At 65.7% G+C, this 24,974-nt stretch carries 25 protein-coding genes; 21 read left to right on the top strand and 4 right to left on the bottom strand.

All coding sequences use genetic code 11. The features are described 5' to 3' along the window. Positions 1 to 71 precede the first annotated feature (71 nt). Positions 72 to 1,580: an AMP-binding protein gene (locus tag AAC014_RS15840; RefSeq protein WP_339710342.1), complete on the bottom strand. Its 1,509-nt coding sequence runs from the start codon at positions 1,578 to 1,580 to the stop codon at positions 72 to 74. Positions 1,581 to 1,594: 14 nt separating this feature from the next. Between AAC014_RS15840 and AAC014_RS15835 the strand changes: the two genes are divergently transcribed. From AAC014_RS15835 to AAC014_RS15810, 6 genes are all read left to right on the top strand, one after another. Further along, entirely contained in the window at positions 1,595 to 1,798 is a 204-nt protein-coding gene (locus tag AAC014_RS15835; protein WP_339710339.1) for a hypothetical protein, read from the top strand. A 68-nt stretch (positions 1,799 to 1,866) separates the two neighbouring features. Continuing rightward, complete coding sequence (locus AAC014_RS15830; protein ID WP_339710386.1) at positions 1,867 to 2,751, top strand: LysR family transcriptional regulator; 885 nt, start codon at positions 1,867 to 1,869, stop codon at positions 2,749 to 2,751. 97 nt (positions 2,752 to 2,848) lie between these two features. Continuing rightward, on the top strand, positions 2,849 to 3,856 hold the full coding sequence (gene dgcN / locus AAC014_RS15825) for an N-acetyltransferase DgcN (protein ID WP_339710336.1): 1,008 nt from the start codon (positions 2,849 to 2,851) through the stop codon (positions 3,854 to 3,856). Beyond that, a complete protein-coding gene (dgcA, locus tag AAC014_RS15820) occupies positions 3,844 to 4,830 on the top strand; it encodes an N-acetyl-D-Glu racemase DgcA (RefSeq protein WP_339710334.1) in 987 nt (328 codons plus the stop codon). The genes dgcN and dgcA overlap by 13 nt, the downstream gene beginning before the upstream one ends. A gap of 111 nt (positions 4,831 to 4,941) precedes the next feature. Then, the gene (locus tag AAC014_RS15815; protein WP_339710331.1) at positions 4,942 to 6,528 is read left to right on the top strand and encodes an amidohydrolase family protein; all 1,587 of its coding nucleotides are present in this window, start codon (positions 4,942 to 4,944) and stop codon (positions 6,526 to 6,528) included. Then, on the top strand, positions 6,525 to 7,772 hold the full coding sequence (locus AAC014_RS15810; RefSeq protein ID WP_339710329.1) for a dicarboxylate/amino acid:cation symporter: 1,248 nt from the start codon (positions 6,525 to 6,527) through the stop codon (positions 7,770 to 7,772). Before AAC014_RS15815 ends, AAC014_RS15810 begins: the two co-directional genes overlap by 4 nt. Here the strand turns inward: AAC014_RS15810 and AAC014_RS15805 are convergent. Continuing rightward, positions 7,769 to 8,056 (bottom strand): DUF2218 domain-containing protein, encoded by a 288-nt coding sequence (locus AAC014_RS15805; RefSeq protein WP_339710327.1) that lies wholly within the window; start codon positions 8,054 to 8,056, stop codon positions 7,769 to 7,771. The genes AAC014_RS15810 and AAC014_RS15805 overlap by 4 nt on opposite strands. Before the next feature lie 2 nt (positions 8,057 to 8,058). Further along, positions 8,059 to 8,640, bottom strand: a complete 582-nt coding sequence (locus tag AAC014_RS15800) for a PadR family transcriptional regulator (RefSeq protein WP_339710324.1) — start codon at positions 8,638 to 8,640, stop codon at positions 8,059 to 8,061. Positions 8,641 to 8,746: 106 nt separating this feature from the next. Here AAC014_RS15800 and AAC014_RS15795 point away from each other — a divergent pair, with 106 nt between their 5' ends. Genes AAC014_RS15795 through AAC014_RS15760 form a run of 8 tightly spaced genes read left to right on the top strand, consistent with a single transcriptional unit; the run spans position 8,747 to position 15,362 of the window. Continuing rightward, a complete protein-coding gene (locus AAC014_RS15795) occupies positions 8,747 to 10,057 on the top strand; it encodes a replication-associated recombination protein A (RefSeq protein WP_339710321.1) in 1,311 nt (436 codons plus the stop codon). Further along, entirely contained in the window at positions 10,044 to 11,396 is a 1,353-nt protein-coding gene (locus tag AAC014_RS15790; RefSeq protein WP_339710319.1) for a serine hydrolase, read from the top strand. Before AAC014_RS15795 ends, AAC014_RS15790 begins: the two co-directional genes overlap by 14 nt. 10 nt (positions 11,397 to 11,406) lie before the next feature. Next, positions 11,407 to 12,258, top strand: a complete 852-nt coding sequence (locus AAC014_RS15785; RefSeq protein ID WP_339710317.1) for a hypothetical protein — start codon at positions 11,407 to 11,409, stop codon at positions 12,256 to 12,258. A gap of 15 nt (positions 12,259 to 12,273) precedes the next feature. Further along, a complete protein-coding gene (gene crcB / locus AAC014_RS15780) occupies positions 12,274 to 12,639 on the top strand; it encodes a fluoride efflux transporter CrcB (protein ID WP_339710315.1) in 366 nt (121 codons plus the stop codon). Next, positions 12,636 to 13,763 (top strand): RluA family pseudouridine synthase, encoded by a 1,128-nt coding sequence (locus AAC014_RS15775; RefSeq protein ID WP_339710312.1) that lies wholly within the window; start codon positions 12,636 to 12,638, stop codon positions 13,761 to 13,763. Before crcB ends, AAC014_RS15775 begins: the two co-directional genes overlap by 4 nt. Then, entirely contained in the window at positions 13,760 to 14,425 is a 666-nt protein-coding gene (locus AAC014_RS15770; protein WP_339710309.1) for an HAD-IA family hydrolase, read from the top strand. Before AAC014_RS15775 ends, AAC014_RS15770 begins: the two co-directional genes overlap by 4 nt. After that, a complete protein-coding gene (locus tag AAC014_RS15765) occupies positions 14,422 to 14,643 on the top strand; it encodes a hypothetical protein (RefSeq protein WP_339710306.1) in 222 nt (73 codons plus the stop codon). Before AAC014_RS15770 ends, AAC014_RS15765 begins: the two co-directional genes overlap by 4 nt. Continuing rightward, a complete protein-coding gene (locus AAC014_RS15760) occupies positions 14,640 to 15,362 on the top strand; it encodes an ATP12 family chaperone protein (protein WP_339710303.1) in 723 nt (240 codons plus the stop codon). Before AAC014_RS15765 ends, AAC014_RS15760 begins: the two co-directional genes overlap by 4 nt. Here AAC014_RS15760 and AAC014_RS15755 read toward each other — a convergent pair. Beyond that, positions 15,316 to 15,870, bottom strand: coding sequence for a hypothetical protein (locus AAC014_RS15755; protein ID WP_339710300.1), 555 nt, complete (start codon positions 15,868 to 15,870; stop codon positions 15,316 to 15,318). The two genes, AAC014_RS15760 and AAC014_RS15755, sit on opposite strands and share 47 nt — an antisense overlap. Before the next feature lie 144 nt (positions 15,871 to 16,014). On the opposite strand from AAC014_RS15755, the gene AAC014_RS15750 reads away from it, so the two are divergent. The 7 genes from AAC014_RS15750 (at position 16,015) to AAC014_RS15720 (ending at position 24,969) form a co-directional block, all read left to right on the top strand. Further along, entirely contained in the window at positions 16,015 to 17,547 is a 1,533-nt protein-coding gene (locus AAC014_RS15750) for an acyl-CoA carboxylase subunit beta (protein WP_339710297.1), read from the top strand. Between the two features lie 13 nt (positions 17,548 to 17,560). Then, positions 17,561 to 18,574: a biotin synthase BioB gene (gene bioB / locus AAC014_RS15745; RefSeq protein ID WP_339710294.1), complete on the top strand. Its 1,014-nt coding sequence runs from the start codon at positions 17,561 to 17,563 to the stop codon at positions 18,572 to 18,574. A gap of 42 nt (positions 18,575 to 18,616) precedes the next feature. Further along, positions 18,617 to 19,252 carry a GNAT family N-acetyltransferase gene (locus tag AAC014_RS15740; protein ID WP_339710291.1) on the top strand — a complete coding sequence of 212 codons (636 nt, stop codon included), beginning with the start codon at positions 18,617 to 18,619 and terminating at the stop codon, positions 19,250 to 19,252. Beyond that, positions 19,249 to 20,421, top strand: a complete 1,173-nt coding sequence (locus AAC014_RS15735) for a hypothetical protein (protein ID WP_339710288.1) — start codon at positions 19,249 to 19,251, stop codon at positions 20,419 to 20,421. Before AAC014_RS15740 ends, AAC014_RS15735 begins: the two co-directional genes overlap by 4 nt. Continuing rightward, positions 20,418 to 21,509 carry a sugar-transfer associated ATP-grasp domain-containing protein gene (locus AAC014_RS15730; RefSeq protein ID WP_339710286.1) on the top strand — a complete coding sequence of 364 codons (1,092 nt, stop codon included), beginning with the start codon at positions 20,418 to 20,420 and terminating at the stop codon, positions 21,507 to 21,509. The genes AAC014_RS15735 and AAC014_RS15730 overlap by 4 nt, the downstream gene beginning before the upstream one ends. 198 nt (positions 21,510 to 21,707) lie before the next feature. Continuing rightward, positions 21,708 to 22,850, top strand: coding sequence for a sugar-transfer associated ATP-grasp domain-containing protein (locus AAC014_RS15725; protein WP_339710283.1), 1,143 nt, complete (start codon positions 21,708 to 21,710; stop codon positions 22,848 to 22,850). A 100-nt stretch (positions 22,851 to 22,950) separates the two neighbouring features. Further along, positions 22,951 to 24,969, top strand: a complete 2,019-nt coding sequence (locus tag AAC014_RS15720) for an acetyl/propionyl/methylcrotonyl-CoA carboxylase subunit alpha (protein WP_339710280.1) — start codon at positions 22,951 to 22,953, stop codon at positions 24,967 to 24,969. Positions 24,970 to 24,974 lie beyond the last annotated feature (5 nt).

Raw genomic sequence — 24,974 nt, 5'->3', positions numbered from 1 at the left:
CGTCCGGACGAGCCGATAGGCATCGTCGGTTTTCTCGTCCTCAAACGCTGTGTGTTGCGCCAACCATCAACCTACGAACTTGTGAAGCTGTCCGCGTAGCGCTTGCGTAGCTCGGTTTTCACGACCTTGCCCATGGCGTTGCGCGGCAATTCGGGAAGCACGTGGATCGCTTTGGGCTGCTTGAAGCGCGCGAGGTTTGCGGCTGCGGCTGCCTCCAGCGCAGCGACATCGAAGTCCGCCCCATCGACCGTCACGGCGGCGACCACCGCCTCTCCGAAATCGGGATGCGGCACGCCGAATACGGCGACATCGACAACGCCCGCCACCTCGGCGAGCAGGATCTCAACCTCGGCGGGATAAACGTTGAACCCGCCCGAAATGATGAGATCTTTCGAGCGCCCCACGATGGTCACGCGCCCGTCCGCGTCCTTCCGGCCGGTGTCGCCGGTGCGGAAGAAGCCATCGGCGTAGAAGCTCTCCGCAGTCGCCTCGGGCCGCCGCCAGTAGCCCGCGCAGAGGTTCGGTCCCTTGATCTCGATCTCGCCGACCGCGCCCGCAGGCAGCGACTTCCTGTCGGCATCGACGACGCTCAGTGAAACGCCCGGCAGCGGATAGCCGACGGTGCCCGCGATGCGCCCCGCCTGCGCATAGGCATTGGAGGTGATCATCAGCGCCTCGGTCATGCCGTAGCGTTCGAGGATGCGATGTCCGGTGCGCGCTTCGAACGCGTCGAACACCGAAGGCAGCAGCGGCGCCGAGCCGCTGACGAACAGGCGGATACTGCGGCAGACATCGCGCCCAAAGGCGGGCTCGGCGAGCAGGCGCGCATAGAAGGTCGGCACGCCCATGAACACGCTCACCTGCCCCAGCCGGGCGATCACGTCCGCAGCGTTGAACTTGGCCAGCATCACCAGCGTGGCCGCATTGTAGAGCGCGAGGTGCAGCGCCACGAACAGCCCGTGCGCGTGGAACAGTGGCAGCGCGTGCAGGATCGAATCGTCGGACGAGAACTGCCACGCATCGTGTAGCGCCGCGACATTGCTCGATAGATTGCCGTGTGTGAGCATCGCGCCCTTCGGCCGCCCCGTGGTGCCCGAGGTGAACAGGATGGCGGCGAGATCATTTGAAGCGACCGCCTCGATCGTCAGGTCCGGTTCCAGCGACAGCGCGAGATCGGGCAGCGACCCCGATCCGTCCGGCTCCAGCGTCATCCGCTTCACCGGCGCTGCTTCCTCGCCGGGCACCGGCGTCGCAGCAGCGTGGACGAGGAGCGCAGGCTCCGCGTCCTCGATCAGAAGCGCCACTTCGGCCGCAGTGTAGGCCGCGTTCATCGGCACGAAGATCGCGCCCGACGCGAGCACGGCGAGATAGGTGTAGACGAACGCCGGCGAGTTCTCGGTCTTCACCATCACCCGGTCACCGCGCTTGACGCCAAGCGTGGTGAGCGCCGCGCGGTATCGCCCGATCATCGCCGGCAACCCCGCGAAATCGATCACCGGCGCGTCCCGCCAGACGATCGCCGGCTTCGCGCCGAATGCCGCCTGCCGCCCAAGGAAGATCGCGACCAGATTCTCAGACATGCCCTGTCCCCGTAATGCCCGATGCCTGGCTGGCCTTAGCCCCGAACAGGGGAACAAGGCAAAGCGCGGTTCTCATTTTCAGTGGTCAGTCACAGACACTCGCAACCCACGGCATCGTCGGCGGCGATGTTGATGCCGTTCACATCATGCGTGCCAACGATCCGCTGCTCTACCATGAAGGCCGCTTCGCGCGCCTCGTCGTGCCGGATATGACCTGAACGCGCACTTGCCGTCACAATCGGGATTGACGCGGACCCACCCCGGACCGGAGGATGGGCCCTCCATGATCAACCTGCGTCACATCGAGATTTTCCACGCCGTTTACAGCAACGGGTCCGTGAGTGCGGCGGCGCGTGCGCTCAACGTTTCGCAGCCGTCGGTGACGAAGGTGCTGCGCCATGCCGAGATGCTGCTCGGCTTTCCGCTGTTCGAGCGCGCCAAGAGCGGCCTGGTGCCGACCGAAGACGCGCATACGCTGTTCGCCGAGGTCGCCGAGATCCAGACCCGCGTCTATTCGCTGCGGCAAGCGAGCCAGAACCTGCGGCACGGGCGCGGCGGGACGCTGCGCGTATCCGCCCTCCCCTCGCTCAGTCTCAGCGCGCTGCCGGAAGCTGTTGCACGCTTTCTCCGCGATCACGAAGGCGTCAGCTTCGATCTGCAGACGGTCCACCACGACGACATGGTCCGCAAGCTCTACGAGCGCGAGACCGACATCGTCGTCAGCTACGAGGTGCCGCCCGCCGCGCCCGTATCGCACCGCTGGCTTGGCGAGGGCGAACTCGTCATCCTCTACCGCGAGGCGGACATGCCGGATGCGCCGCCGCGCATCCCGCTCGAGATGCTGAAGGACCGTCCGTTCATCAGCCCGATCCAGAGCGGCCCCACCGGCAGGCTCCTCTCCGCCGAGCTCCAGCGCGTGGGCGTGGAACTGGGCGAAATCGTCTCGGCGCGGACCTTCTACATCGCCTCCGCGCTGGTGAAGGCGGGCGTCGGCATGACGATCGTCGATAATTTTACGGCGCAGGCGGCGCAGGCGCCCGGCCTCTCCTTCCGTCCGATCCAGCCCTCGCTGGCGTTCGACATCCACGCCGTCCACCTGCAAAACCGCCCGCCGTCCGGCCTCGCGACGGCGTTTCTGAAGGTTCTCAGCGAGGTCATCGAGACCCTATAGACCCGTGTTATAGGGGTGACGGCGCTTGATATGAAGCGGCGTGCGCGCGCGGCGTCTATCGCATCCAGGCTACAGATTGCATTATAAAAGGTGCGCGATGATCCCCAGTCCCTATTTCCTTTATCTCGGCCATTCGAACGACGAGATCGGGATCAAGACCTCGCGCGGGCTTGCGGTTTTTCGCCGCGAAGACTGCGTCGGCGAGTTTCGCCACGATGATTGCGGCCTCACGCTCGGCCTCCCCCGCCTGACCATCGAACAGGCCGTCGCGGCGGGCGCGAAGACGCTCGTGCTCGGCATCGCGAATGCGGGCGGCAAGCTGGGCGAGGACTTGGTGCAGGATGCGCTCGCCGCGATCGAGGCGGGCCTCAATATCGCCTCCGGCCTCCACCAGCGCCTGCGCGACGAGCCGCGACTCGTCGCAGCCGCAAAGGCGAAGGGCGTTTCGCTGTTCGACGTGCGCGACCCCGCGCACGAACTCCCGGTCGGGAACGGCGCGCGCCGCGCGGGCAAGCGCCTGCTCACCGTCGGCACGGACTGCTCGGTCGGCAAGATGTACACGACGCTCTACCTCGCCCGCGCCCTGCAGGCGCGTGGCATTCCCGCCGATTTCCGCGCGACCGGCCAGACCGGCATCCTCATCGCGGGCGACGGCGTGCCGCTCGATGCCGTGGTCGCGGACTTCATCTCGGGCGCGATCGAGTTCATCTCACCGCCGCGTCACGACGGCGGCTGGGACCTCATCGAAGGCCAGGGCTCGTTGTTCCACCCCTCGTTCGCGGGCGTCACCACCGGGCTTCTCCACGGCGCGCAGCCCGATGCGCTCGTGCTCTGCCACGAGCCGAACCGGGCGCACATGCGCGGCCTGCCGCACTATCAGCTGCCCAGCCTTGCCGACTGTCTGGAAGCGAACCTTCGCACCGCGCGCCTCACCAACCCCGATGTGAAAGCCGTCGGCATCGCGCTCAACACATCGAAGATGGCGCCCGAGGCTGCGGCGAAGCTCTGCGCCGAAACGGCGGACGCTTTCGGCTTGCCTTGCGTCGATCCGGTGACCATGGGCGTGGAACCCATCATCGACCGGATACTCACATGCGAAGCCTGAACGCCCGCAGCGAAACCTTCCCGCTGGTCGCACCGTTCCGCATCTCGCGCGGGGTGAAGACCGCCGCTGATGTCGTCACCGTGGAAATCTCCGCCGAAGGCCACATCGGTCGCGGCGAGGGCGTGCCCTACCCGCGCTACGGCGAGACGATCGAAAGCGCGCTCGCCGCGATCGAAGCCGTGCGCGGCGCGATCGAGGCCGGTACGGGGCGCGCGGAACTGGGCGCGCTGATGCCGCCCTCCGCCGCCCGCAACGCCGTCGATTGCGCGCTCTGGGATCTCGAAGCCCGGCTCGCCGGAAAAAGCGTCACCGCGCTCCTCGGCCGACCCGCCGTGGGCCAGACGCCGACCGCGCTCACCGTCAGCCTCGATACGCCCGAAGCCATGGGCGCTGCCGCGCTGAAGCTCGCAGGCGTGCCGCTCGTCAAGGTGAAGGTCGATCGCAGCGACCCCGCCGCGCAGATTCGTGCCGTGCGCGCCGCCGCGCCAAATCCGCGGATGATCGTCGATCCCAACGAGAGCTGGACGATCGCGGAAGTACGCGATCTTCAGTCGCTGCTCGTCGACCTCCGCGTCGATCTGCTGGAGCAGCCGCTTCCCGCCACCGAAGACGCCGCGCTCGAAGGCTTCCACTCGGCAGTGCCGATCGCGGCAGACGAATCCGCGCATGTCGCCGGCGATCTCGATGCGCTCATGCAGAAATACCAGGTCATCAACATCAAGCTCGACAAGACCGGCGGGCTCACAGCTGCGCTGGAGCTCGCCGATGCCGCGCGCGCAAAGGGCATGGGGCTGATGACGGGCTGCATGATCTGCTCGTCGCTCAGCATCGCACCCGCGCTCATCGTCGCGGCGGATGCGGCGTTCACCGATCTCGATGGCCCGATCTGGCTTGCAAATGACCGCGCGGGCGGCGTTACCTGCACAAACGGCATTCTCGCGCCGGCCTCTCCGGCGCTGTGGGGCGGAGCATAGCCGCTCGTTATAGGTATACAAACGCATACAATCACCCGCCCGCTTTTCTTTCCCCTGCTGCACTTGCACAGTCGGATCGGCGGGATAGGGAACGCAAGCGAGGGGCGAGCGATGGATGTTCGGAAGCTGAAACGCAGGGTGGGCGCGGCGATTGCCGCCACTGCGCTCATGGCAACACCGCTCCTTGCCTCCGCCGCCGAAGCCGATCTCGTTCTCAAAGGCGGCACCATTTACAGCGGCGGCGCTGCACCCTTCGTCGGCGATGTCGCGATCACCGGCGATCGCATTTCCTACGTCGGCAAAAAAGCCCCCGGTGGCGCTAAACGCGTGATCAACGCGAGGGGCCTGATCGTCGCGCCGGGCTTCATCGACACGCACACGCACGTGAACGGCATGATCCTGGGCGATGACGCCACCGAGCGGCTCGTCCTGCCCTTCCTGATGCAGGGCGTCACCACGGCCTTCATCGGAAACGACGGCTACGGCGATCCGGACACGGCGAAGGTGCTGGGCAGCGCGGCGGTGCGACCGGTCGGCATCAACTATGCCACGTACGTGGGCTTCGGCGCCGTTCGCACGAAGATTGTGGGGCAGGATGACCGCGCGCCGACCCCGGCCGAGCTTTCCGAAATGAAGGCGCTCGTCGCCTCGGCGATGTGCAGCGGCGCGCTCGGCTTTTCGACCGGGCTCTTTTACGCGCCGCAGAGCTTCGCGAAGCAGGACGAGGTCGTCGCACTGGCGAAGGAAGCAGCCGTTCGCGGCGGCATATACGACAGCCACATCCGCGACGAATCGAGCTACACGATCGGCCTCTCCGCAGCGATCGACGAAGCCATCGCCGTGGGCCGTGAAGCGGGAATGCCGGCCCACATCGGCCATATCAAGGCGCTTGGTGTCGACGTGCATGGGCAGGCGCCTGCGATCATCGCGAAAATCGAGGCCGCGCGCGCCGCCGGGCAGATCGTCCACGCGGATCAGTATCCGTGGTCGGCCTCCGGCACTGGGCTTTCGGCATCGCTGCTGCCGCGCTGGGCGGAAGACGGCGGCCGCGCGGCGATGCTGAAGCGCTTCGACGCGCCCGAAACGCTGGCCCGCCTCCGCCCCGAAATGCGCGAGAACCTGCGCCGGCGCGGCGGTGCCGCTTCGCTGCTCATCACCTCCGGACCGGACGATCTCGTCGGCAAGACGCTCGAAGCGATCGCGAAGGAAAGCGGCGCCGAACCCATCGATGCCGCCATCGCCATCCTGCGCCGCGCACATGTGGGCGTCGCCTCGTTCAACCAGAGCGAGGCGGATATCGCCGCCTTCATGAAGCAGCCGTGGGTGATGACGAGTTCGGACGGCTCGATCGGCCATCCGCGCCTTTACGGTACGTATGCGCGCAAGTACGATAAGTACGTGAAGGCGGACAAGATCATCCCGCTTCGGGATTTCATCGAACGCAGCACCGCCTTTCCTGCGGATGCCTTTTCGCTCGAAGGGCGTGGCACACTGAAACCCGGTGCGTTCGCGGACGTGATCGCCTTCGATCCGGTCACCTTCGCGCCGCGCGCCGATTATGCGCAGCCGACGCTGTTCGCCAAAGGCATGCGCACCGTAATCGTCAACGGCAGGGTCGCGGTGGAAGACGGCGCGCCCACCGGCATCGCCGCTGGCCGGGCACTGCCGCGCACGCCGAAAGCTGGAACCTGCCTGTGACACTCATTCGCGGATGGTTCCAGATCGCGCTGTGGAAGCGGGTGCTCGGCGGCCTCGCGCTCGGTGTCGCCTTCGGCCTGCTCTGGCCCGCCGCAACCGACACGGTCGCCATCTTCGGCGATCTGTTCATCCGCCTCATTCGGATGCTCGTCGTCCCGATCGTGTTCGTCACGATCGCCTCGGGCGTATCCTCGCTCGGTGACCCCAAGCGTCTCGGCTCTGTGGGTGCGCGCACCATCGGACTGTTCGCGGTCACGACCGCTATCGCGGTTTCGATAGGCATGATTACCGGGCTCGTCGTGGAGCCGGGAATCGGCGCCAACCTCGGGGCGGCCGAACCGAGACCGCTCGGCGTACCGAAATCCACCTACGACCAGCTTGTTGGTATCGTTCCTACCAATGTTTTCGAAGCGCTGATCGCGGGCGACATGCTTGCGATCATCTTCTTCTCGCTGCTCCTCGGGATCGGCACGATCCTCGCGGGGGAGGCCGGGAAACCTCTGGCGGGTCTGCTGCAATCAACGGCGAACGTGTTGTTCCAGATGATCCGCGTCATCATGGAAGCGACGCCGTTCGGCGTGTTCGCGCTTACCGCAGGTGCCATCGCCGCGAACGGCCTCGCTGTTTTCACCAACATCGGGCTGCTCGCACTTTGCGTGGTGCTCGGTTCACTGGTTCAGATGGTTTTCGTGCACAGCACGCTGATCCGCGGCATCGTGGGGATGCCGCTCAAGGTTTTCTTCCGGGGCATCGCGGACGCACTCGCGGTCGCCTTTTCCACCTCGTCATCTTCAGCAACGCTGCCCGTGGCGCTGCGCGTCGCACGAGACAATCTGGGCGTGCAGCCTGCCATCGCCTCCACCGTCCTGCCGATCGGCGCCAGCATCGGCAAGGACGGAACGGCGATGTATGTCGGCCTGCTCAGCGTGTTCAGCCTGCAGGCGCTCGGCATCGTTCCCGACGTGGGGATGCTCCTCGTCATCTTCCTTACCGGCGCGCTCGCCGCGTTCGGCACCGCGCCGATCCCCTCGGCCTCGCTGTTCATGCTCGCCGCTGTCCTCAATTCGGTCGGCGTCACGATGGAGCAGGCCGCGCTCATCGTCGGCTTCATCCTGCCGTTCGATCGCCTGCTCGACATGACGCGCACGGTGCCGAACGTCTGCGCGAACCTCGCCGTCACCACCACGGTCGCGCACTGGGAGGGTGATCTCGACAGGACCGTCCGCGCGCGGGACGCGATTTAGGCGGCAAGCCACCGAAACGTAAGCGGCGCCTCGCGGAAGGCGAAACGGTCGAGGTGGCTCGCCACCACGTCCTTCATCCGCTCGAGAACGCCCGCATCGTCCGCATCGAGAACCACGGCGAGCGCCTCTGGCTCGGCGGTCATGATGACCGTCGCTTCGGGGAACGTGACCCGGCCCTGCGCGGCATCGAACGTCACCTCGAACTTGTGGCTCCAATGCTTGCAGAGCTGCTGCATGTAACGGCTGCCGTTTGCTTTCGGCACGGCGGCGGTTGCGGTCGCCATGTTCAGAGCCTTTCGATCTTGTGCGCGGCTTCGTCGATGATGCGCGCGGCCTCCAGCATCGCCTCGCGGTCGGCGCCTCTGTCCCACATGCGGCCCTTGAGCACGGAGCCGAGGTTCATCATCGCGCGCCAGACCGGTGCGGCGTCGGCGCGGGTGTTGGCCTCGCCTGCAGCATCCAGCCGTTCGAGGAGGGCGTTCAGCTCTTCGCGGCGCGCGTCGAGATGCGCCTTGCCCTTTGCCGTGATGGCGTAGACCTTGCGGCTGCCGTCGGGGCGTTCCTCGGCAAGTTCCATGTCGGCGAGCAGGGTCAGCGTTGGATAGACGACACCGGGGCTCGGCGCATAAGCGCCGCCGGTGCGCGCCTCGATCGCCTCGATCATCGCGTAACCGTGCAGGGGGGTCTCCTCGACCAGCGAGAGCAGCAACAGTTGCAGCTCTCCCGCACCGAGACGGCGGCGGCGGTGGCCGCGTCCGCGCTCGTCGCCTTCCATTGCGGCGCCCAGTCCGGCGAGGGCTTCGGCGAAGCCGCCCCAAGCGCGACGACCGCGCCACCGCGGGTGGTGGCCGTGCCTATGTCCTATCATATCTTTGATACCTTTCGACTCACTAAATTGACTCTAAGATATATCTTAGAATATCGAAAGCAAGACGCTTTTGCGCTGCGCCCGAGACGACTAAAGTCCGCGCCTCATGCCTGATCTCTTCGCCAAGGATTCTCCGAAAACCGATGCGGCGCCCGCCGCGGACGCGCCGCTTGCAGAGCGGCTGCGGCCGCGCACGCTTGCCGATGTCGTCGGGCAGGAACACCTGACCGGGCCCGAGGGCGCGATCGGCCGGATGGTGGCGGCGGGGAAGCTTTCGAGCATCATCTTCTGGGGGCCGCCGGGCACCGGCAAGACCACGATCGCACGTCTGCTCGCCGATGCCGTGGGTCTGCGCTTCGTGCAGATCTCGGCGGTGTTCTCGGGCGTCGCCGATCTGAAGAAGGCGTTCGCGGAGGCGCGCGAATACGCGAAGATCGGGCAGAAGACGCTGCTGTTCGTGGACGAGATCCACCGCTTCAACCGCGCGCAGCAGGACGGCTTCCTGCCCTTCGTGGAGGACGGCACGGTGACGCTCGTCGGCGCCACCACCGAGAACCCCAGCTTCGAACTCAACGCCGCGCTCCTTTCGCGCTGCCAGGTACTACTCGTCCACCGGCTGAACGAAGCGGCACTCGCCGAGCTGCTGAACCGTTCAGAAGCCGATTTCGGCCGCCCCCTGCCCCTCACCCCCGAAGCGCGCGAGGCGCTCCTCCATTCAACGGACGGCGACGGCCGCTTCCTGCTCAACCAGATCGAAACGCTGATGTCGGTGCACCTCGAAGCACCGCTCGATCCCGCGGGGCTCCGCGACCTGCTGCACCGCCGCGTCGCCGTGTACGACAAGGACCGCGAGGGGCATTACAATCTCATCTCGGCGCTTCACAAATCGATGCGCGGGTCCGATCCGCAGGCGGCGCTCTATTATCTCGCGCGGATGCTGACAGCGGGCGAGGAACCGCTCTACGTGCTCCGCCGCCTTGTCCGCTTCGCGAGCGAAGACATCGGCCTCGCGGACCCGCAGGCGCTCGTCCAGTGCATGGCCGCGAAGGACGCTTACGACTTCCTCGGCCCGCCCGAAGGCGAACTCGCCATCGTGCAGGCCTGCCTCTACTGCGCGACCGCGCCGAAATCGAACGCGGCCTACAAGGCGCAGAAGGCGGCGTGGCGCAGCGCGCGCGAAACCGGATCGCTGATGCCGCCCGCGAACATCCTGAACGCGCCGACCAAGCTGATGAAAGACATCGGCTACGGCAAGGACTATGCCTACGATCACGACGCCGAAGGCGGCTTTTCAGGCGACAATTACTGGCCCGAAGAGATGCGGCCCGAAACCTATTACCGCCCCACCGAACGGGGCTTCGAAAAGCGCGTCAGCGAGCGGCTGGCCTGGTGGGAGGAACGCCGTGAACGGAAATAGCCTTGTCGCAGCGCTGATGCTGCTGAGCAGCGCGGCGGCTGCAGCGGACGCCGACCCCTACACCCGCGCGCTCGCCGCCGGATACAAGGCGCAGTTCACCTGCAGCGGCGTGTTCAATGCCGGGCGCACGCCCGAGGCGATCGACCAACATGAGCTTGCCGGCACGCAGGAGAATGTCGCGCCGCTGCTCGCCGATCTCGAAGCGCGCATCGACGAAACGGCGAAAACCGTCTCCGTGAGCTTCGACCCCACCCTGCCGCCGCGCATCGCGGCATGGCGTCCGTGGCTCGGCTGCAGCGGCCTCCCCATCGGCGCGACCACCGTGACGCTGCCGACGCTCTCCGTGTCCCCGCCGCAATTCATCCGCGCACCCGATTGGCCCTACGGCGATGTCGGCGCCGAGGCGAAACCGAAGGGCAACGCCAAGGCGCTCACCGCCGCGATCGATGCGGCGTTCGTGGAATCGAACACGACCGGCGTCGTCATCGTGCAGCGCGGCCGCATCGTCGCCGAGAGATACGCCGACGGTTTCGGACAGCACGTCCCGCAGCGCACATGGTCCGCTGCCAAAAGCATCACCGGCACGCTGATCGGCGTCGCGGCGCACAAAGGCCTGATCGACCCCGCGAAGCCCGCGCCCGTCCCCGAATGGCAGACGCCCGGTGACCCGCGCGCCGTGATCACCACGGACAATCTGCTGCGCATGGCCTCCGGCCTGCACAGCGACTTCGCCGGCAACCGTACCGATGCGATCTATTTCGGCGGCACGCACGTCGGCGAAAACGTCCCGGGGCAGGCGCTGGAGGCAAAGCCGGGCACGCGCTTCCGCTACGCCAACAACGACACGCTGCTCGCCGCCTATGCCCTGCGCGCCGCGATCGGCGACGACGCCAAATACAATGCCTTCCCGTTCACCGAGTTGTTCTGGAAAATCGGCATGACGCACACGTTCGCGGAAACCGACTGGCGCGGCAATTTCATCCTCTCCTCGCAGGTCTGGTCTACGGCGCGCGATTTCGCTCGGCTCGGCCTCCTCTACCTGAACGACGGCGTGTGGAACGGCGAGCGCCTGCTGCCCGAAGGCTGGGCGCGTTATGTGAGCACACCGTCCGGGCCGCAGCCGGCCGAAGAGGGCGTCAGCTACGGCGCGACCTTCTGGCTGCTCAACGCGCGGGACGACATCCCCAAGGACACGTTCGGTGCCTTCGGCAACCGCGGCCAGTTCATCGTGATCGTGCCGAGCCGCAACATCGTGATCGTGCGCCGCGGCGAGGATCACGCAGGCACGCGCTTCGACATCGCGGACTTTGTCGCATCCGTGCTGAAGACGCTGAAGTAGCGATGCGCGCTTGAAGGGCCGTTTCGCGCGCTTTGCCGCGATCGACTGGTCCGGCGCGAAGGGTGGCCGCCACAAGGGTATCGCGGTGGCGGTCGCTGACACGGGCGATGCCGCCCCGCGTCTGGTGAAGCCCGGCCATGTCTGGTCGCGCACGGAGGTGCTGGACTGGATCGCCGCACTTGCCGATGGCCCACCGACACTCGTCGGCATGGATTTCAGCTTCGCGCCGCCGTTCGTGGCGCGCGGCGCCTATCTGCCGGGCGATGGCGCGCCGGATGACGCGCGGGCCTTCTGGGCCTTCGTCGATGCCGCCTGCGAGGATGAAGACCTCGGCGCCGCATCCTTCCTCGAACACAGCTTCCGGCGGCATTTCTACTTCGGCAAGGCGGACGGCACGAAGGCGGACTTCATGCATCTTCGCGAATGCGAGGCGGCGTTCAATGCGTCCGGCGGCGGCAAGCCCTCCACGGTCTTCGACGCGATCGGCGCGGCGCAGGTCGCGAAGGCGAGCTTCGCGGGAATGCGCCTGCTGCATCATCTGTCGGGGCGCGTGCCGGTGTGGCCGTTCGATCCGCCGCCCGCCGAAGGCTCGCTCCTCGTCGAAATCTATTGCCGCGCCTTCATCCGCCTCTCGGGCGGGCGCGGGCTCAAGCTGCGCAGTCTTGCCGATCTCAACGCGGCGCTCGCAGGTTTCAATTCCCTTCCGTTTGCCGCTGATCGATGGCTTGCCGATCACGAAACCGATGTTCTCATCACCGCCGCGGGTCTTCGGCGCATCGCGGACGACGCGGATTACTGGCATCCAGCCGGTCTCGACCATGCCGTCGCACGCACCGAAGGCTGGACGTTCGGCGTGCGCTGAGCCATGACACCGCCGATGATCGGACATTTTCTCCTTGTGGGTGCGGGCGGTGCCGTGGGCGCGATGCTGCGGCACGGCGTCGGCATGGCCTCGCTGCGCCTCATGGGCCCGAATTTCCCGTGGGGTACGCTCGCCGTGAATATCGTCGGCGGGCTGCTGATGGGGCTGCTTGTCGGCATCCTTGCCGAGCGCGGCGGCAGCGAGCCGCTGCGCCTGCTGCTCGGCGTCGGCATACTCGGCGGGTTCACCACCTTCTCGGCCTTCTCGCTCGATGTCGTGGCGATGATGGAGCGCGGCGCGGCGCTGACCGCGATCGGTTACGTGACGGCCTCCGTTGTGGTTTCTGTGGCCGCGCTTTTCATCGGAAAGGCGCTGGTATGAGCCAGAACGACAGCGACAGCGTCCGCCAGTTCACCGTGGGCGAGGACGACGACGGCATCCGGCTCGACCGCTGGTTCAAGCGGCACCTGCCCGACACCAGCTTTACAACGGTCGCCATGTGGGCGCGTACCGGCCAGCTCCGGCTGGACGGCAAGCGCGCGCAGCCCGGTGACCGCATCGAAAGCGGACAGAGCATACGCGTACCCCCGGCCGAGGCTGCGGCGCCGATGATCATGTCGGTGAAGAAACCGGAACGCCCCGTGCTGACGGACGACCAGATCGAATTCGCGCAAAGCCTCGTCATTTACCGTGACGAATACGCCATCGTGCTCAACAAGCCCGCTGGCCTCGCCACGCAGGGCGGCACGAAGATGACCGAGCATGTCGACGGGCTGCTCGACGCGCTGATGTTCGATCGCACCGACCGGCCGAAACTCGTGCACCGGCTCGACAAGGACACGAGCGGCGTGCTGCTCCTCGCGCGGACGGCGCGCGCGGCAGCGCACTTCTCGAAGGCGTTCGCCGGCCGCACCGCCAGGAAGCTCTACTGGGCAATCGTGATGGGCGTGCCCGAGATTCGCGACGGCATGATCGATCTGCCCATCAGCAAGCAGCCCGGCACCGGCGGCGAGAAGATGCATATCGATGAAGCCGGGGGGCAGCGTGCCGTGACGCGCTATCGGCGGATCGAGCGCGCCGCCAGCCGCGCGGCATGGCTGGAGATGCAGCCGCTGACTGGCCGCACGCACCAGCTTCGCGTTCATGCCGCCGCGATCGGCCATCCCATCGTCGGCGATGCGAAATACGGCGGCAAGGAAGCGTTCCTTTCGGGCAGCGTCTCGCGCAAGCTGCACCTGCACGCGCGGCGGCTGGTGATCGCGCTACCGAGCGGCAAGACCCTCGACATCAAGGCCGAGCCCGCGCCGCACTTCGCGGAGACCCTCGCCACCATCGGCTTCGATGCCTCGATCGGCGATCTGCCGCTTGAGGAGGAACTCGTCGATCCGGGCGCCGAAGAGCGCAAGGCGCGCCACAAGGCACGCGACGCCCGCCGCGAACGCCGCGATTCGCACCGCAACCGCCGGGGCAGCGGACGCACAGCGCCGACACGGAGCAAGAAATGACCCTCCGCCTCGCGATCTTCGATTGCGACGGCACGCTCGTCGACAGCCAGGCGAACATCATCGATTGCATGGCGGATACGTTCGTGAAGCACCGCCTTGAAGCGCCGGACACGCACGCCGTGCGGCGCGTCGTCGGCCTGTCGCTCGCCCAGGCGATGGCCGTGCTGCTGCCGGAGGCGGAGGCGGATTTTCACGACCGGCTCGCCGAAGACTACAAGCTCGCTTTTCAGGGCCGGCGGGCGAATGGCGGACTTGCTGCTGAACCACTTTATCCCGGCGTTCGCGACGGGCTCATCCAGCTTGAACGCAGCGGCTGGCTGCTCGGCGTCGCGACGGGAAAGTCCGATCGGGGCCTCGCGCTCACATTGATGCACCACGAGATTCACGGCCGCTTCGTCACGCTGCAGACGGCGGACCGGCATCCATCGAAGCCGCACCCGTCGATGATCCAGACGGCGATGGCGGAAACCGGCGCGCGGCCGGAAAATACCGTGATGATCGGCGACACGGTGTTCGACATGGAAATGGCGGTGGCGGCGCGTACCCATGCGATCGGCGTCGATTGGGGCTATCACGAGCCGGAGGAACTCACGGCTGCAGGCGCGCGCCATGTCGCCACCGATTTCGACGCGCTGCTGGCCGAGCTGGAAAAGCACGCATGAGCGATCCCGCAAAGAGCCGCTGGATTCTGCTGAATGCGATGCGTATCGGCGGGCTGATCTTCATGGCCATCGGGCTGCTCATCTGGCGCAAGGGCATCGGCGGTTTTCAGGACGAGATGATCGGAAAAGCCGTCTTCCTCATCGGCCTCCTTGAAACGCTGATCATTCCCGCCATGCTGCGCCGCGCGTGGCGCAGCAAGGATACAGGCGGCAGGTGAGGCGGTTCTACACGGCGGTTGCCGCCGTTCCCGAAGACGGCGCGTGGCGGATCACGCTCGACGGGCGGCCGGTGCGGACGCCGAAGCGCGCGTCCCTCACCCTGCCGACCACCGCACTCGCTGCTGCGGTCGCGGAGGAGTGGGACGCTCAGGGCGATAAAATCCTGCCCGCGACGATGCCGATGACCGGGCTCGCGAACGCCGCGATCGATCATGTGCAGCCGGACCCACAGGCGTTCGCGGTGAGCCTCGCCGCCTATGCGGAATCCGACCTCGTCTGCTACCGCGCCGATGCGCCCGCCGACCTCGCGGCGCGGCAGGCTGAGGCGTGGGATCCGTTCGTCGCCTACGCACTGAGACGCTACGACGCGGCGCTCCGCGTGACGGACAGCATCACGCACGTCGCGCAGGATACGGCGGCGGTGCAGCGCCTCGCCGCCGCGCTTCGGGGCATGGATGCCTGGAAGCTCGCGGCGATGCAGCCGCTCGTCACCATCGCAGGCTCACTCGTCATCGCGCTGGCGCTCGCCGAAGGCGAAGCAGATGCGGACGCGGCGTTTGCCGCGGGGCATCTCGACGAGCTGTATCAGGTCGAAAAATGGGGTGACGACGCCGAAGCGACGGCCGCACGCACCGCGCGCCGCGCCGCATTCAACGACGCCGCCCGCTTTCTCAGCCTGCTGGGTACGACTTCGGCAGGAACCACTTCGCGAGGATGAACCCCGCGACACTGAGCGAAATCAGGTCCACCACCGCCACATAGAGCGTGAACGGCCAGTCCGCGCCGAACCAGATCGGCTCGCCCAGCCGGGAGAAGACGATCACCGCGAGGCTCGCCGTCACCACGATCGCCATGCGTTCGCCGAAGTTCCAGATTTTGGGCGCGACGCGCAGCAGCAAGAGCCCGAGCAGGAACGCCGAGACCACCATGTGGACGAAGCCCTTCACCATCCCAATCGGGTCCATCATCTCGGAGCCCTGCAGGTTCACGCGCAGCATCGCGGTCGGTCCGGCGCGGTGCGCCGCCATCGCCGCCTCGTCCGCGCCCATAGGAATGAAATACGTGCCGCTCGCAGGCAGCGCCTTCAGCGCGTCCTGCACCGCCATCTGCGTTTCAAATGGCGCCGTCTTGTAGGCGTTTGAGAACAAAGGCGTACCGTAGAACACAAAGCCGATCAGGAACATTGCAACGGCAGCGACGAGGCTGCCGACGAGCAGTCTGCCCATATCTCCCTCCCCTCGTTCAGGCGGCGCGGGCGGGGGCCTTTGGCCGCCGGGCGCGAACGTAGCACATCTCGCGCGGGCGTGACATCGCCGCGCCACCCCGCTAAGCGCGGTGACGAATCGACAAACGGACCGGGGAACTTGCCGATGCAGAAGGTGCTTGCTGAACTCGAACGCCGCCGCGATGCCGCGAAGCTAGGCGGCGGACAGGTCCGCATCGATGCGCAGCACGCAAAGGGCCGCCTCACCGCGCGTGAGCGTCTCGACATCCTCCTCGATCCCGGCAGCTTCGAAGAGCTCGACATGTACGTCGAGCACAATTGCGTCGATTTCGGCATGGCCGAGCAGACGATCCCCGGCGACGGCGTCGTCACCGGATCGGGCACGATCAACGGCCGCCTCGTCTATGTGTTCAGCCAGGACTTCACCGTGTTCGGCGGTTCGCTGTCGGAACGTCACGCGCAGAAGATCTGCAAGGTGATGGACACCGCCATGAAGGTCGGCGCGCCTGTCATCGGACTCAACGATTCGGGCGGCGCGCGCATCCAGGAGGGCGTCGCCTCGCTCGGCGGCTATGCCGAGGTGTTCCAGCGCAACGTGCTCGCGTCCGGCGTCATTCCGCAGATCAGCCTCATCATGGGGCCGTGCGCGGGCGGCGCGGTCTACAGCCCGGCGATGACCGACTTCATCTTCATGGTGAAAGACTCCTCCTACATGTTCGTCACCGGCCCGGAGGTGGTGAAGACCGTCACCAACGAGGTCGTGACGCAGGACGAGCTTGGCGGCGCGGTCACGCACACCACCAAGTCCGGCGTCGCCGACCTCGCGATGGAGGACGACGTCGACGCGCTGCTGCGCACCCGCGCCTTCTTCGACTTCCTGCCGCTGAGCAACCGCCAGCCCGCGCCGTTCCGCCCCACGGAGGACGATCCCGAGCGCCTGGAGATGAGCCTCGACACGCTGATCCCGGACAGCGCGAACAAGCCCTACGACATGCACGAGTTGATCCGCAAAGTGGCGGACGAGGGCGAGTTCTTCGAGCTTCAGCCGAACCACGCGGGCAACATCATCATCGGTTTCGCCCGCGTCGAGGGCACCACCGTCGGCATCGTCGCCAACCAGCCCATGGTGCTGGCGGGCGTGCTCGACATCAACTCGGCGAAGAAGGCCGGGCGTTTCGTGCGCTTCTGCGACGCCTTCAACATCCCGATCGTCACCTTCGTCGATGTGCCCGGCTTCCTCCCCGGTACCGCGCAGGAGCACAACGGCATCATCAAGCACGGCGCCAAGCTGCTGTTCGCCTATGCCGAAGCGACCGTGCCGAAGATCACCGTCATCACGCGCAAGGCCTACGGCGGCGCCTACGACGTCATGGCGTCGAAGCATCTGCGCGGTGACCTCAACTACGCGTGGCCGACCGCCGAGATCGCGGTGATGGGCGCGAAGGGCGCGGTGGAAATCATCTTCCGCAAGGACATCGGCGACCCCGAAAAGATCGCCGAGCGCACCCGCGAGTATGAGGCACGCTTCGCGAACCCGTTCGTCGCGGCGTCCAAGGGCTTCATCGACGAGGTCATCATGCCGCACTCGACGCGGCGGCGCATCGCCATCGGTCTTCGAAAGCTCCGCACCAAGAGCCTCGAAAACCCGTGGAAGAAGCACGACAACATCCCGCTCTAGAAGGGACTTGCCAATGAACGTCCACAATCCCATCGCCCGCGAAATCCGCACCGACTGGACGCGCGACGAGGTCGCCGCCCTTTTTGACCTGCCGTTCGCGGACCTGATGTTCGAGGCGCAGACCGTGCACCGCGCGCACTTCGATCCGAACGCGGTTCAGCTCTCGACGCTGCTCTCGATCAAGACCGGCGGCTGCCCCGAGGATTGCGGCTATTGCAGCCAGTCCGCGAGCGCCGAAACCGGCCTCAAGGCCGAGAAGCTGATGGATGTGGACGCCGTGCTTGCCGAGGCGCGCGCCGCGAAGGACGCGGGCTCCGGCCGGTTCTGCATGGGCGCGGCGTGGCGCAGCCCCAAGGACCGCGACATGCCCGCGATCGTTGAGATGGTGAAGGGCGTCCGCGCCATGGGGCTCGAAACCTGCATGACGCTCGGAATGCTCTCGGCCGAACAGTCCCGCCAGCTCGCCGAGGCCGGTCTCGACTATTACAACCACAACATCGACACTTCGCCGGAAAACTACGCCAACGTCATCACCACGCGCACCTTCGAGGATCGTATCGAAACGCTGGAAAACGTGCGCGGCGCGGGCATCAACGTGTGCTCGGGCGGCATCGTCGGCATGGGCGAAACGCGCAGCGACCGCGTCGGCTTCCTGCACGCGCTCGCCACGCTTCCGCATCATCCTGAAAGCGTGCCGATCAACGCGCTCGTGCCGGTGAAGGGCACCGTGCTCGGGGACATGTTGGCCGACACGCCGCTCGCCAAGATCGACGAGATCGAGTTCGTCCGCACCGTCGCCGTTGCGCGCATCCTGATGCCCGAAAGCATGGTGCGCTTGTCGGCGGGCCGCGAGAGCATGTCGGATAGCGCGCAGGCTTTGTGCTTCATGGCGGGCGCGAACAGCATCTTCACCGGCGACCGGTTGCTGACCACGCCGAACGCGGGCGACAGCAAGGATGCGGCACTGTTTGCACGCCTTGGCGTCCACCCGATGGAATTGGCCGCACCCGAGATTGCAACCGTCTGAATATTAGCGCATTTGCAACGCGCCCCCGATAGACAGGCGCGCATGAGCGGCGACGGCATCCTTTCGAAGATAGCCCGGCAACCAGTGGTTGCGCGGTTGTGGAGCGACCATGCGCTGCATCTGTTTGCGGCCGACGCGCCCGGCGCCGGCGCGCCCGCCGATCTCGACGTTCGCGTGAACGACATGAACCATGTCCACCGCTTCGAGCAGACCGTGCCCTGGCAGACGCGCGAGGCCTTCGTTTCCGCGGCGGAGCGACGCCTTGCGGAAGGCAAGACGCTGCTGTTCACGGTCGCCGCCGCCGATGGCCCCCTGCTCGGCTATGGCCTTGCCCATCCGAATTCCGAAGACACGACCTACACGCATGTCGGCCAGCGCGTGGTGTGGCCGGAGCGCACGGCGACGCTTTATGGCGGCTACGTGCATCCCATGGCGCGCGGGCGCGGCCTTCACGCCGCACTGCAGCTTGCGCGCATCCGGTATCTGATCGCGGACCTCGGTATGCGCTGGGTGGTGAGCGGTGTCGTGAGCACAAACCTTGCCGCTCTGGCGAGCGCCCGGAAGTCCGGCGTGCGCCCGGTCGCGCTGCTTCGCACACGGCGACGGCTCGGCATGGCGCGCATGACTGCGGAGCGCATCGACCCCACCTTCGACGCCCGCTTCGTGGACGCCGCGTGAAGCCCGCGATCCTCGTCCCCGATGTCCAGACCCGCGCGCAGCTCGCCGCGCTGCGTTCGCTCGGCCGTGCGGGCTACGAAACGCACGCCGTGGCGGCGGACCCGCAGGCGATGGGCCTGCGATCGACCTTTGCTCGACACACAGCGACGCACCCGCGCTACGGCGATGCGGCCTTCTGCGACTGGCTCGCCGCCTATGTGAAGGCGAACGGCATCCGCATGATCGTGCCTTCAGGCGGGCTACTCTCCGCCGTGCGCGAGCGTTTCGCCGAATTCAGCCCGCTCCTCCCCGTCTCCACCGATCCCGCGATCGTCTACGCGGGCGGCGACAAGATCGCGGCCTACGACTGCTGGCGTGCTGCGGGCCTGCTCGATCATCATCCGAAAACGCTCGTGGTCCGCGCGGACGAAACCCCGGACCTTTCCTGCTTTCCGCTGCCGATCTACGTGAAGGGCGGACGCGGTGCGGACGGCGAGGTCGTCGGTGTCGGCTTCCACCAGTGCCGGAGCATGGACGCGGCCGAGGATGCCATCCGCCGCACGCTCGCCGCGGGCTACGAGAGCGTTCTCGTGCAGGGCGGCGTCACCGGGCGGCAGGTGGGCGTCAGCCTGCTGATGGGGCCGGATGGCGCGCTTGCCGGCAACGTCATCGTCGATTGCCACGCCGAGCCGCACAGCAAGGGCACGATGTCGCTGCGCCGCAGCGAATGGCATCAGGACATCTACGACGACGCCGTGCGCCGCCTGTCCGCGCTCGGCTGGATCGGCTGCGCGATGGTGGAATACCGGCGCGATGACGACAGCGGCGATTTCCACGTCATCGAGGTGAACGCGCGCTTCTGGCAGTATCTGCACCTTGATCTACACGCAGGCGTCGATTTCCCGCGGCTTGCAGCCGAATGGTTCCTCGAAGGACGCATCCCGCCACCGATCCGCCCCAGGCAGGGCATCGTCTGCCGCGACACCTTCCCCGGCGAATTCGCGTGGCTGGCGAACACGCTGCGCCGCCCGGGCAGCAAGGCGGCGACGCTCGCCGCGTTCACCGGGCGATTCTTCGATCCCCGCATTCATGCCGATTTAAACTTTCCCGGGGATAGGGCGTTGTATTTCCGGGAGTTCGGACGCTTCGCGGCAAACGAGCTTCGCGCATTACGCAGGAAGACCAAATGACAGCTGGAATGTCGGTCGGCGATATCGTTCGATCCGCGCGACGGGCGAAACAGCAGACGGGACGGAGCATCGCGGGTCAGCTCGTCGATATCCTGCGACTTCGCCTCCTCGGTCACGGCATAATGCCCGATATCTATTACGACATGCGCCTTTTCGAGCCGGGTCTTTCGTGGCGGCAGAAAGCAGAATATGTCGGCTCGTGGATCAAGCCGCTGATTTACAGGGTTCAGGATCCGAAAGCCGTCGCGCTGTTCTCCGACAAGCTGAGAGCCTTGGCCTTCTTCCGCGAACATGCCATCGCCTCCCCCGAGATTCTTGCGGCCACGCACCCGGACATCGACATTCCCGGCGTCGTCGCCTTACGATCGCCCGCCGAGCTCAAGACGTGGCTGCTCGATCGCGCGCCGTTCCCGCTCTTCTCCAAGCCGTCCGTCAGCTATCGCGGCTATGGGAACACGCTCATCACGTCGATCACGCGCGATACCGGCGAGATACTGTACGGCGACGGGCGCACCGAAACGATCGACAGTTTCGCTGAAAAACACGGCGCGCCGGGAAAGCCGACGCTGATTTTCCAGAATGTCATCGCTCCCCACCCGCTGATTGCCGCCACGATCGGTCAGCGGCTGGCGACGGCGCGTGTCATGGTTCTGAACGACCGCCCGGAACCGGAAATCTTCAGAGCCGGGCTGCGGATTCCGGCCGGGGCGAGCATGGTCGACAATTTTCGCGGCGGCGCTTCGGGCAACATGCTGGCGCGCCTCGACATTGCAACCGGCGCGGTTGTCGACGTGCTTTCCGCTATCGGGCTCGATTGGCGGGCCGCCGACCATCATCCCGATACGGGCGCGCCTTTCGCAGGTCTTGCAATGCCGGACTGGCAGCAGGCGATCGATCTCGTGTTGCGCGCCAGCCGCCTTGTGCCCGGCCTGAAAATTCACAATTGGGACGTTGCCTTCACTGATACGGGACCAATGCTGATCGAAGACAATCCGAACGGCGATCTTGTTCTTGTGCAGACTGTCGCCAATCGAGGCCTCGCCACCCCACGGTTTCTCGAACTTTACGAGAATCGCCGAATCCGCTGAGCACGTCCCAAGTCGGCCGATCGGCACACCAACCGGCGAAAAACGGCAAGCCGCATTCGCTGCTGATGTCATGTCAAAAAATACACGCTCCATCCCAATAGCGTTTATTCCCCTATATCATTGAGTAAAAAACAACAGCAAAGTAGCCACTGCTGTTTCGACTGTTTTTTGAGGCGCGCTTCGGAGGCCTGAAAACAAATGATTATCGGAATGAGCGTTCCGCAAATCATCAAAAATCTTAAAGAAACGAAGAGATTATGCGGAAAATCAATAATAGGTCAGATATCTGAAATCGCTCACCTACGCCTTGGAAAAGGAAAGTTATCCGCCAAAGAATATTACGATTATCGGCTTTTTGATTCCGCCTTCACCTTTGAACATAAAAAGACGTTTGTAGGCGCGTGGGCCAAGGGCGACGTCTACATGGCACAAGACCCTCAGTGGTATGGGGTCGGCAACGACAAGGCCCTCTCCTACCTTTTGCTCCAAAGCTTCGGGCTGCCCGTACCACCGCTCAAGGCCATTTATCAGACGAGGCGTTTTCATCCCGGCGTCCGGCTTCTGAAAACACCGGAAGATTTCGAAAACTGGCTTCGCGACGCCGGAAACTACCCTTTTTTCGCGAAACCCGTCGCCGGTGCGTTCGGCCTCGATAGTTGTTACGGGGAAGCATTCGATCCGGCGACGGACAGCATTGTCACCATCTCCGGCGAACATCTGCCTGTCTCCGATTTCGTTAAGCGGCGCGGCGGCAAGGATGTGGGCGGGCTCTTGCTGCAAGACATCATCACGCCGCACCCCGACATCACGACAAGGATCGGCAGGCGTGTTGCTACAGCGCGCATCGTCACGATCGCTTCCGATGAAGACATCCGAATCCACCGTGCCGCCTTCCGGATTCCGGTGGGCCGCAACGTCACGGACAATTTCAATCTCGGCGCCGGAGGAAACGGCTTTGCGAACATCGACATCGAAACTGGAACGCTCAGCGAAATGTATGTCGGCCTCGGCCTGTCGCTTCAGAAAACCGACAAACACGTTGACACGGGCGAGACGATAAAAGGCTTCCAACTGCCGGACTGGCAACGCGCTCTCGACATCGTGCGGCTCGGCCAGAGCGCCCTGTTCGGCCTGCCGATTCTCGGTTGGGATATCGCGTTCACGCCCACGGGTCCGGTCGTTGTCGAGTTCAATACGCACCCCGGCTACGCAATGCTCCAGGCCAGCGGGTCCGGCTTTGCGGACGCAGAATTTCGACGTTTTTTTCCGGCAAGCCCTGAAGAATGCCGCAAGAAATATCCGCACATCTTAATCGGCACGGGCGGTCGACCACGGTATTGAGACTTGTCTCCTCCCTTTCTCCACCACGCTCAAAGCTTGACGCCGCCGCACTTCACCGCTTGAAGGTCCGCGTCATTGGTTTCGGGGGGCGGCGCCTTTCATGTTCAAAAAAATCCTGATCGCGAACCGCGGCGAGATCGCCTGCCGTGTCATCAAGACGGCGCGGCGCATGGGTATCAAGACGGTCGCGGTCTATTCGGATGCAGACGCCGGTGCGCTGCACGTGGAGATGGCGGACGAGGCCGTGCGGCTCGGCCCGCCGCCCGCCGCTGAATCCTACCTGCTCGGCGACGCGATCATCGCGGCCTGCAAGGCGACCGGCGCCGAAGCGGTACACCCCGGCTACGGTTTCCTCTCGGAGCGTGAATGGTTCGCGAAGAAGCTCGCCGAAGAGAACATCGCCTTCATCGGCCCGCCGCCCAATGCCATCGCCGCGATGGGCGACAAGATCGAATCGAAGAAGCTCGCCAAGGCGGCAGGCGTCAACGTCGTCCCCGGCTTCGTCGGCGAGATCGAGGACACCGAGCACGCCGTCCGCATCGCGAACGAAATCGGCTATCCGGTGATGATGAAGGCCTCGGCCGGCGGCGGCGGCAAGGGTATGCGCCTCGCTTACTCCGAGAAGGACGTGCGCGAGGGCTTCGAGGCGACCAAGCGCGAGGGGCTTTCGAGCTTCGGCGACGACCGCGTGTTCATCGAGAAGTTCATCGTCGAGCCGCGTCACATCGAGATCCAGGTGCTCGGCGACCAGCACGGCAATGTGCTCTACCTCGGCGAGCGCGAATGCTCGATCCAGCGGCGCCACCAGAAGGTCATCGAGGAGGCGCCCTCGCCCTTCGTCACGCCCGAAATGCGCAAAGCCATGGGTGAGCAGGCCGTCGCGCTGTCGAAGGCCGTCGGCTACTACAGCGCGGGCACGGTCGAACTCATCGTCAGCGGCGCGGACACGACCGGCATGGGCTTCTACTTCCTGGAGATGAACACGCGTCTGCAGGTGGAGCACCCCGTCACCGAGTGCATCACCGGCCTCGACCTCGTCGAGCAGATGATCCGCGTCGCGGCGGGCGAAAAACTCGCCTTCACGCAGGACGACGTGAAGCTTTCCGGCTGGGCGCTCGAAAGCCGCGTCTACGCCGAAGACCCCTACCGCAACTTCCTCCCCTCGATCGGCCGCCTGACGCGCTATGCGCCGCCCGAGGAGACGAACGGCGAAACGACCGTGCGCGTGGATACCGGCGTCGTAGAGGGCAGCGAAATCTCGATGTTCTACGATCCGATGATCGCCAAGCTGATCACCCACGCGCCGACGCGCGCGGAAGCGGCAGACCTGCAGGTCGCCGCGCTCGACCGCTACCGGATCGACGGCATCGGCCACAACATCGATTTCCTCTCCGCCGTGATGCAGCACCAGCGTTTCCGCGACGGGCGCCTCACCACCGGCTTCATCGCCGAGGAGTATCCGGACGGCTTCGAGGGCGCGCCCTTTACGGACGAGAAGCGCGACGACCTCATCATCGCCGCCGCCGTCATCAACGCCATCACCGTGCAGCGCGCGCAGTTCATCGACGGCCAGCTGAACGGCCACGGCGCGCAGTTCGGCCCGAACTGGGTGATCGAGATCGACCGCAAGCCGTTCAGCGTGCACGCCGAGGAAACGAGCAGCGGCTGGATCGTGACGCACACGTTCGAAGGCGGCACGCACGCGCACAACGTGGCGACGGAGTGGGAGCCGGGCGAGCCGGTGTTCCTCGCCGACGTGGACGGCCGTAGCGTTGCCGTAAAGCTGGCGCTGAAGCCCGTGGGCTACCGCATGACGGTGAAGGGCTCGGCCCACAACGTCCGCGCGCTCACGCCGCGCGCAAGCGCACTTGCCGGGCACATGATCGAGAAGATCCCGCCCGACCTTTCGAAGTTCCTGCTCTGCCCGATGCCGGGCCTCGTCGTCTCGGTTTCAGCGGCGGCGGGCGACACGGTGGAGCCGGGTCAGGCGCTCGCGGTCGTCGAGGCGATGAAGATGGAAAACATCCTCCGCGCCGAAAAGACGGCGGTGGTGAAGTCCGTGAACGCCAAGGCGGGCGATAGCCTCGCTGTCGACGCCATCATCATGGAATTCGAATAGGGCTC

Origin of the sequence: uncultured Sphingosinicella sp. (assembly GCF_963974575.1) — a bacterium.
Classification (GTDB): domain Bacteria; phylum Pseudomonadota; class Alphaproteobacteria; order Sphingomonadales; family Sphingomonadaceae; genus Sphingosinicella.
Note: the sequence above shows the minus strand (reverse complement) of the source record. Positions and strands in the feature narration are given on the sequence as shown.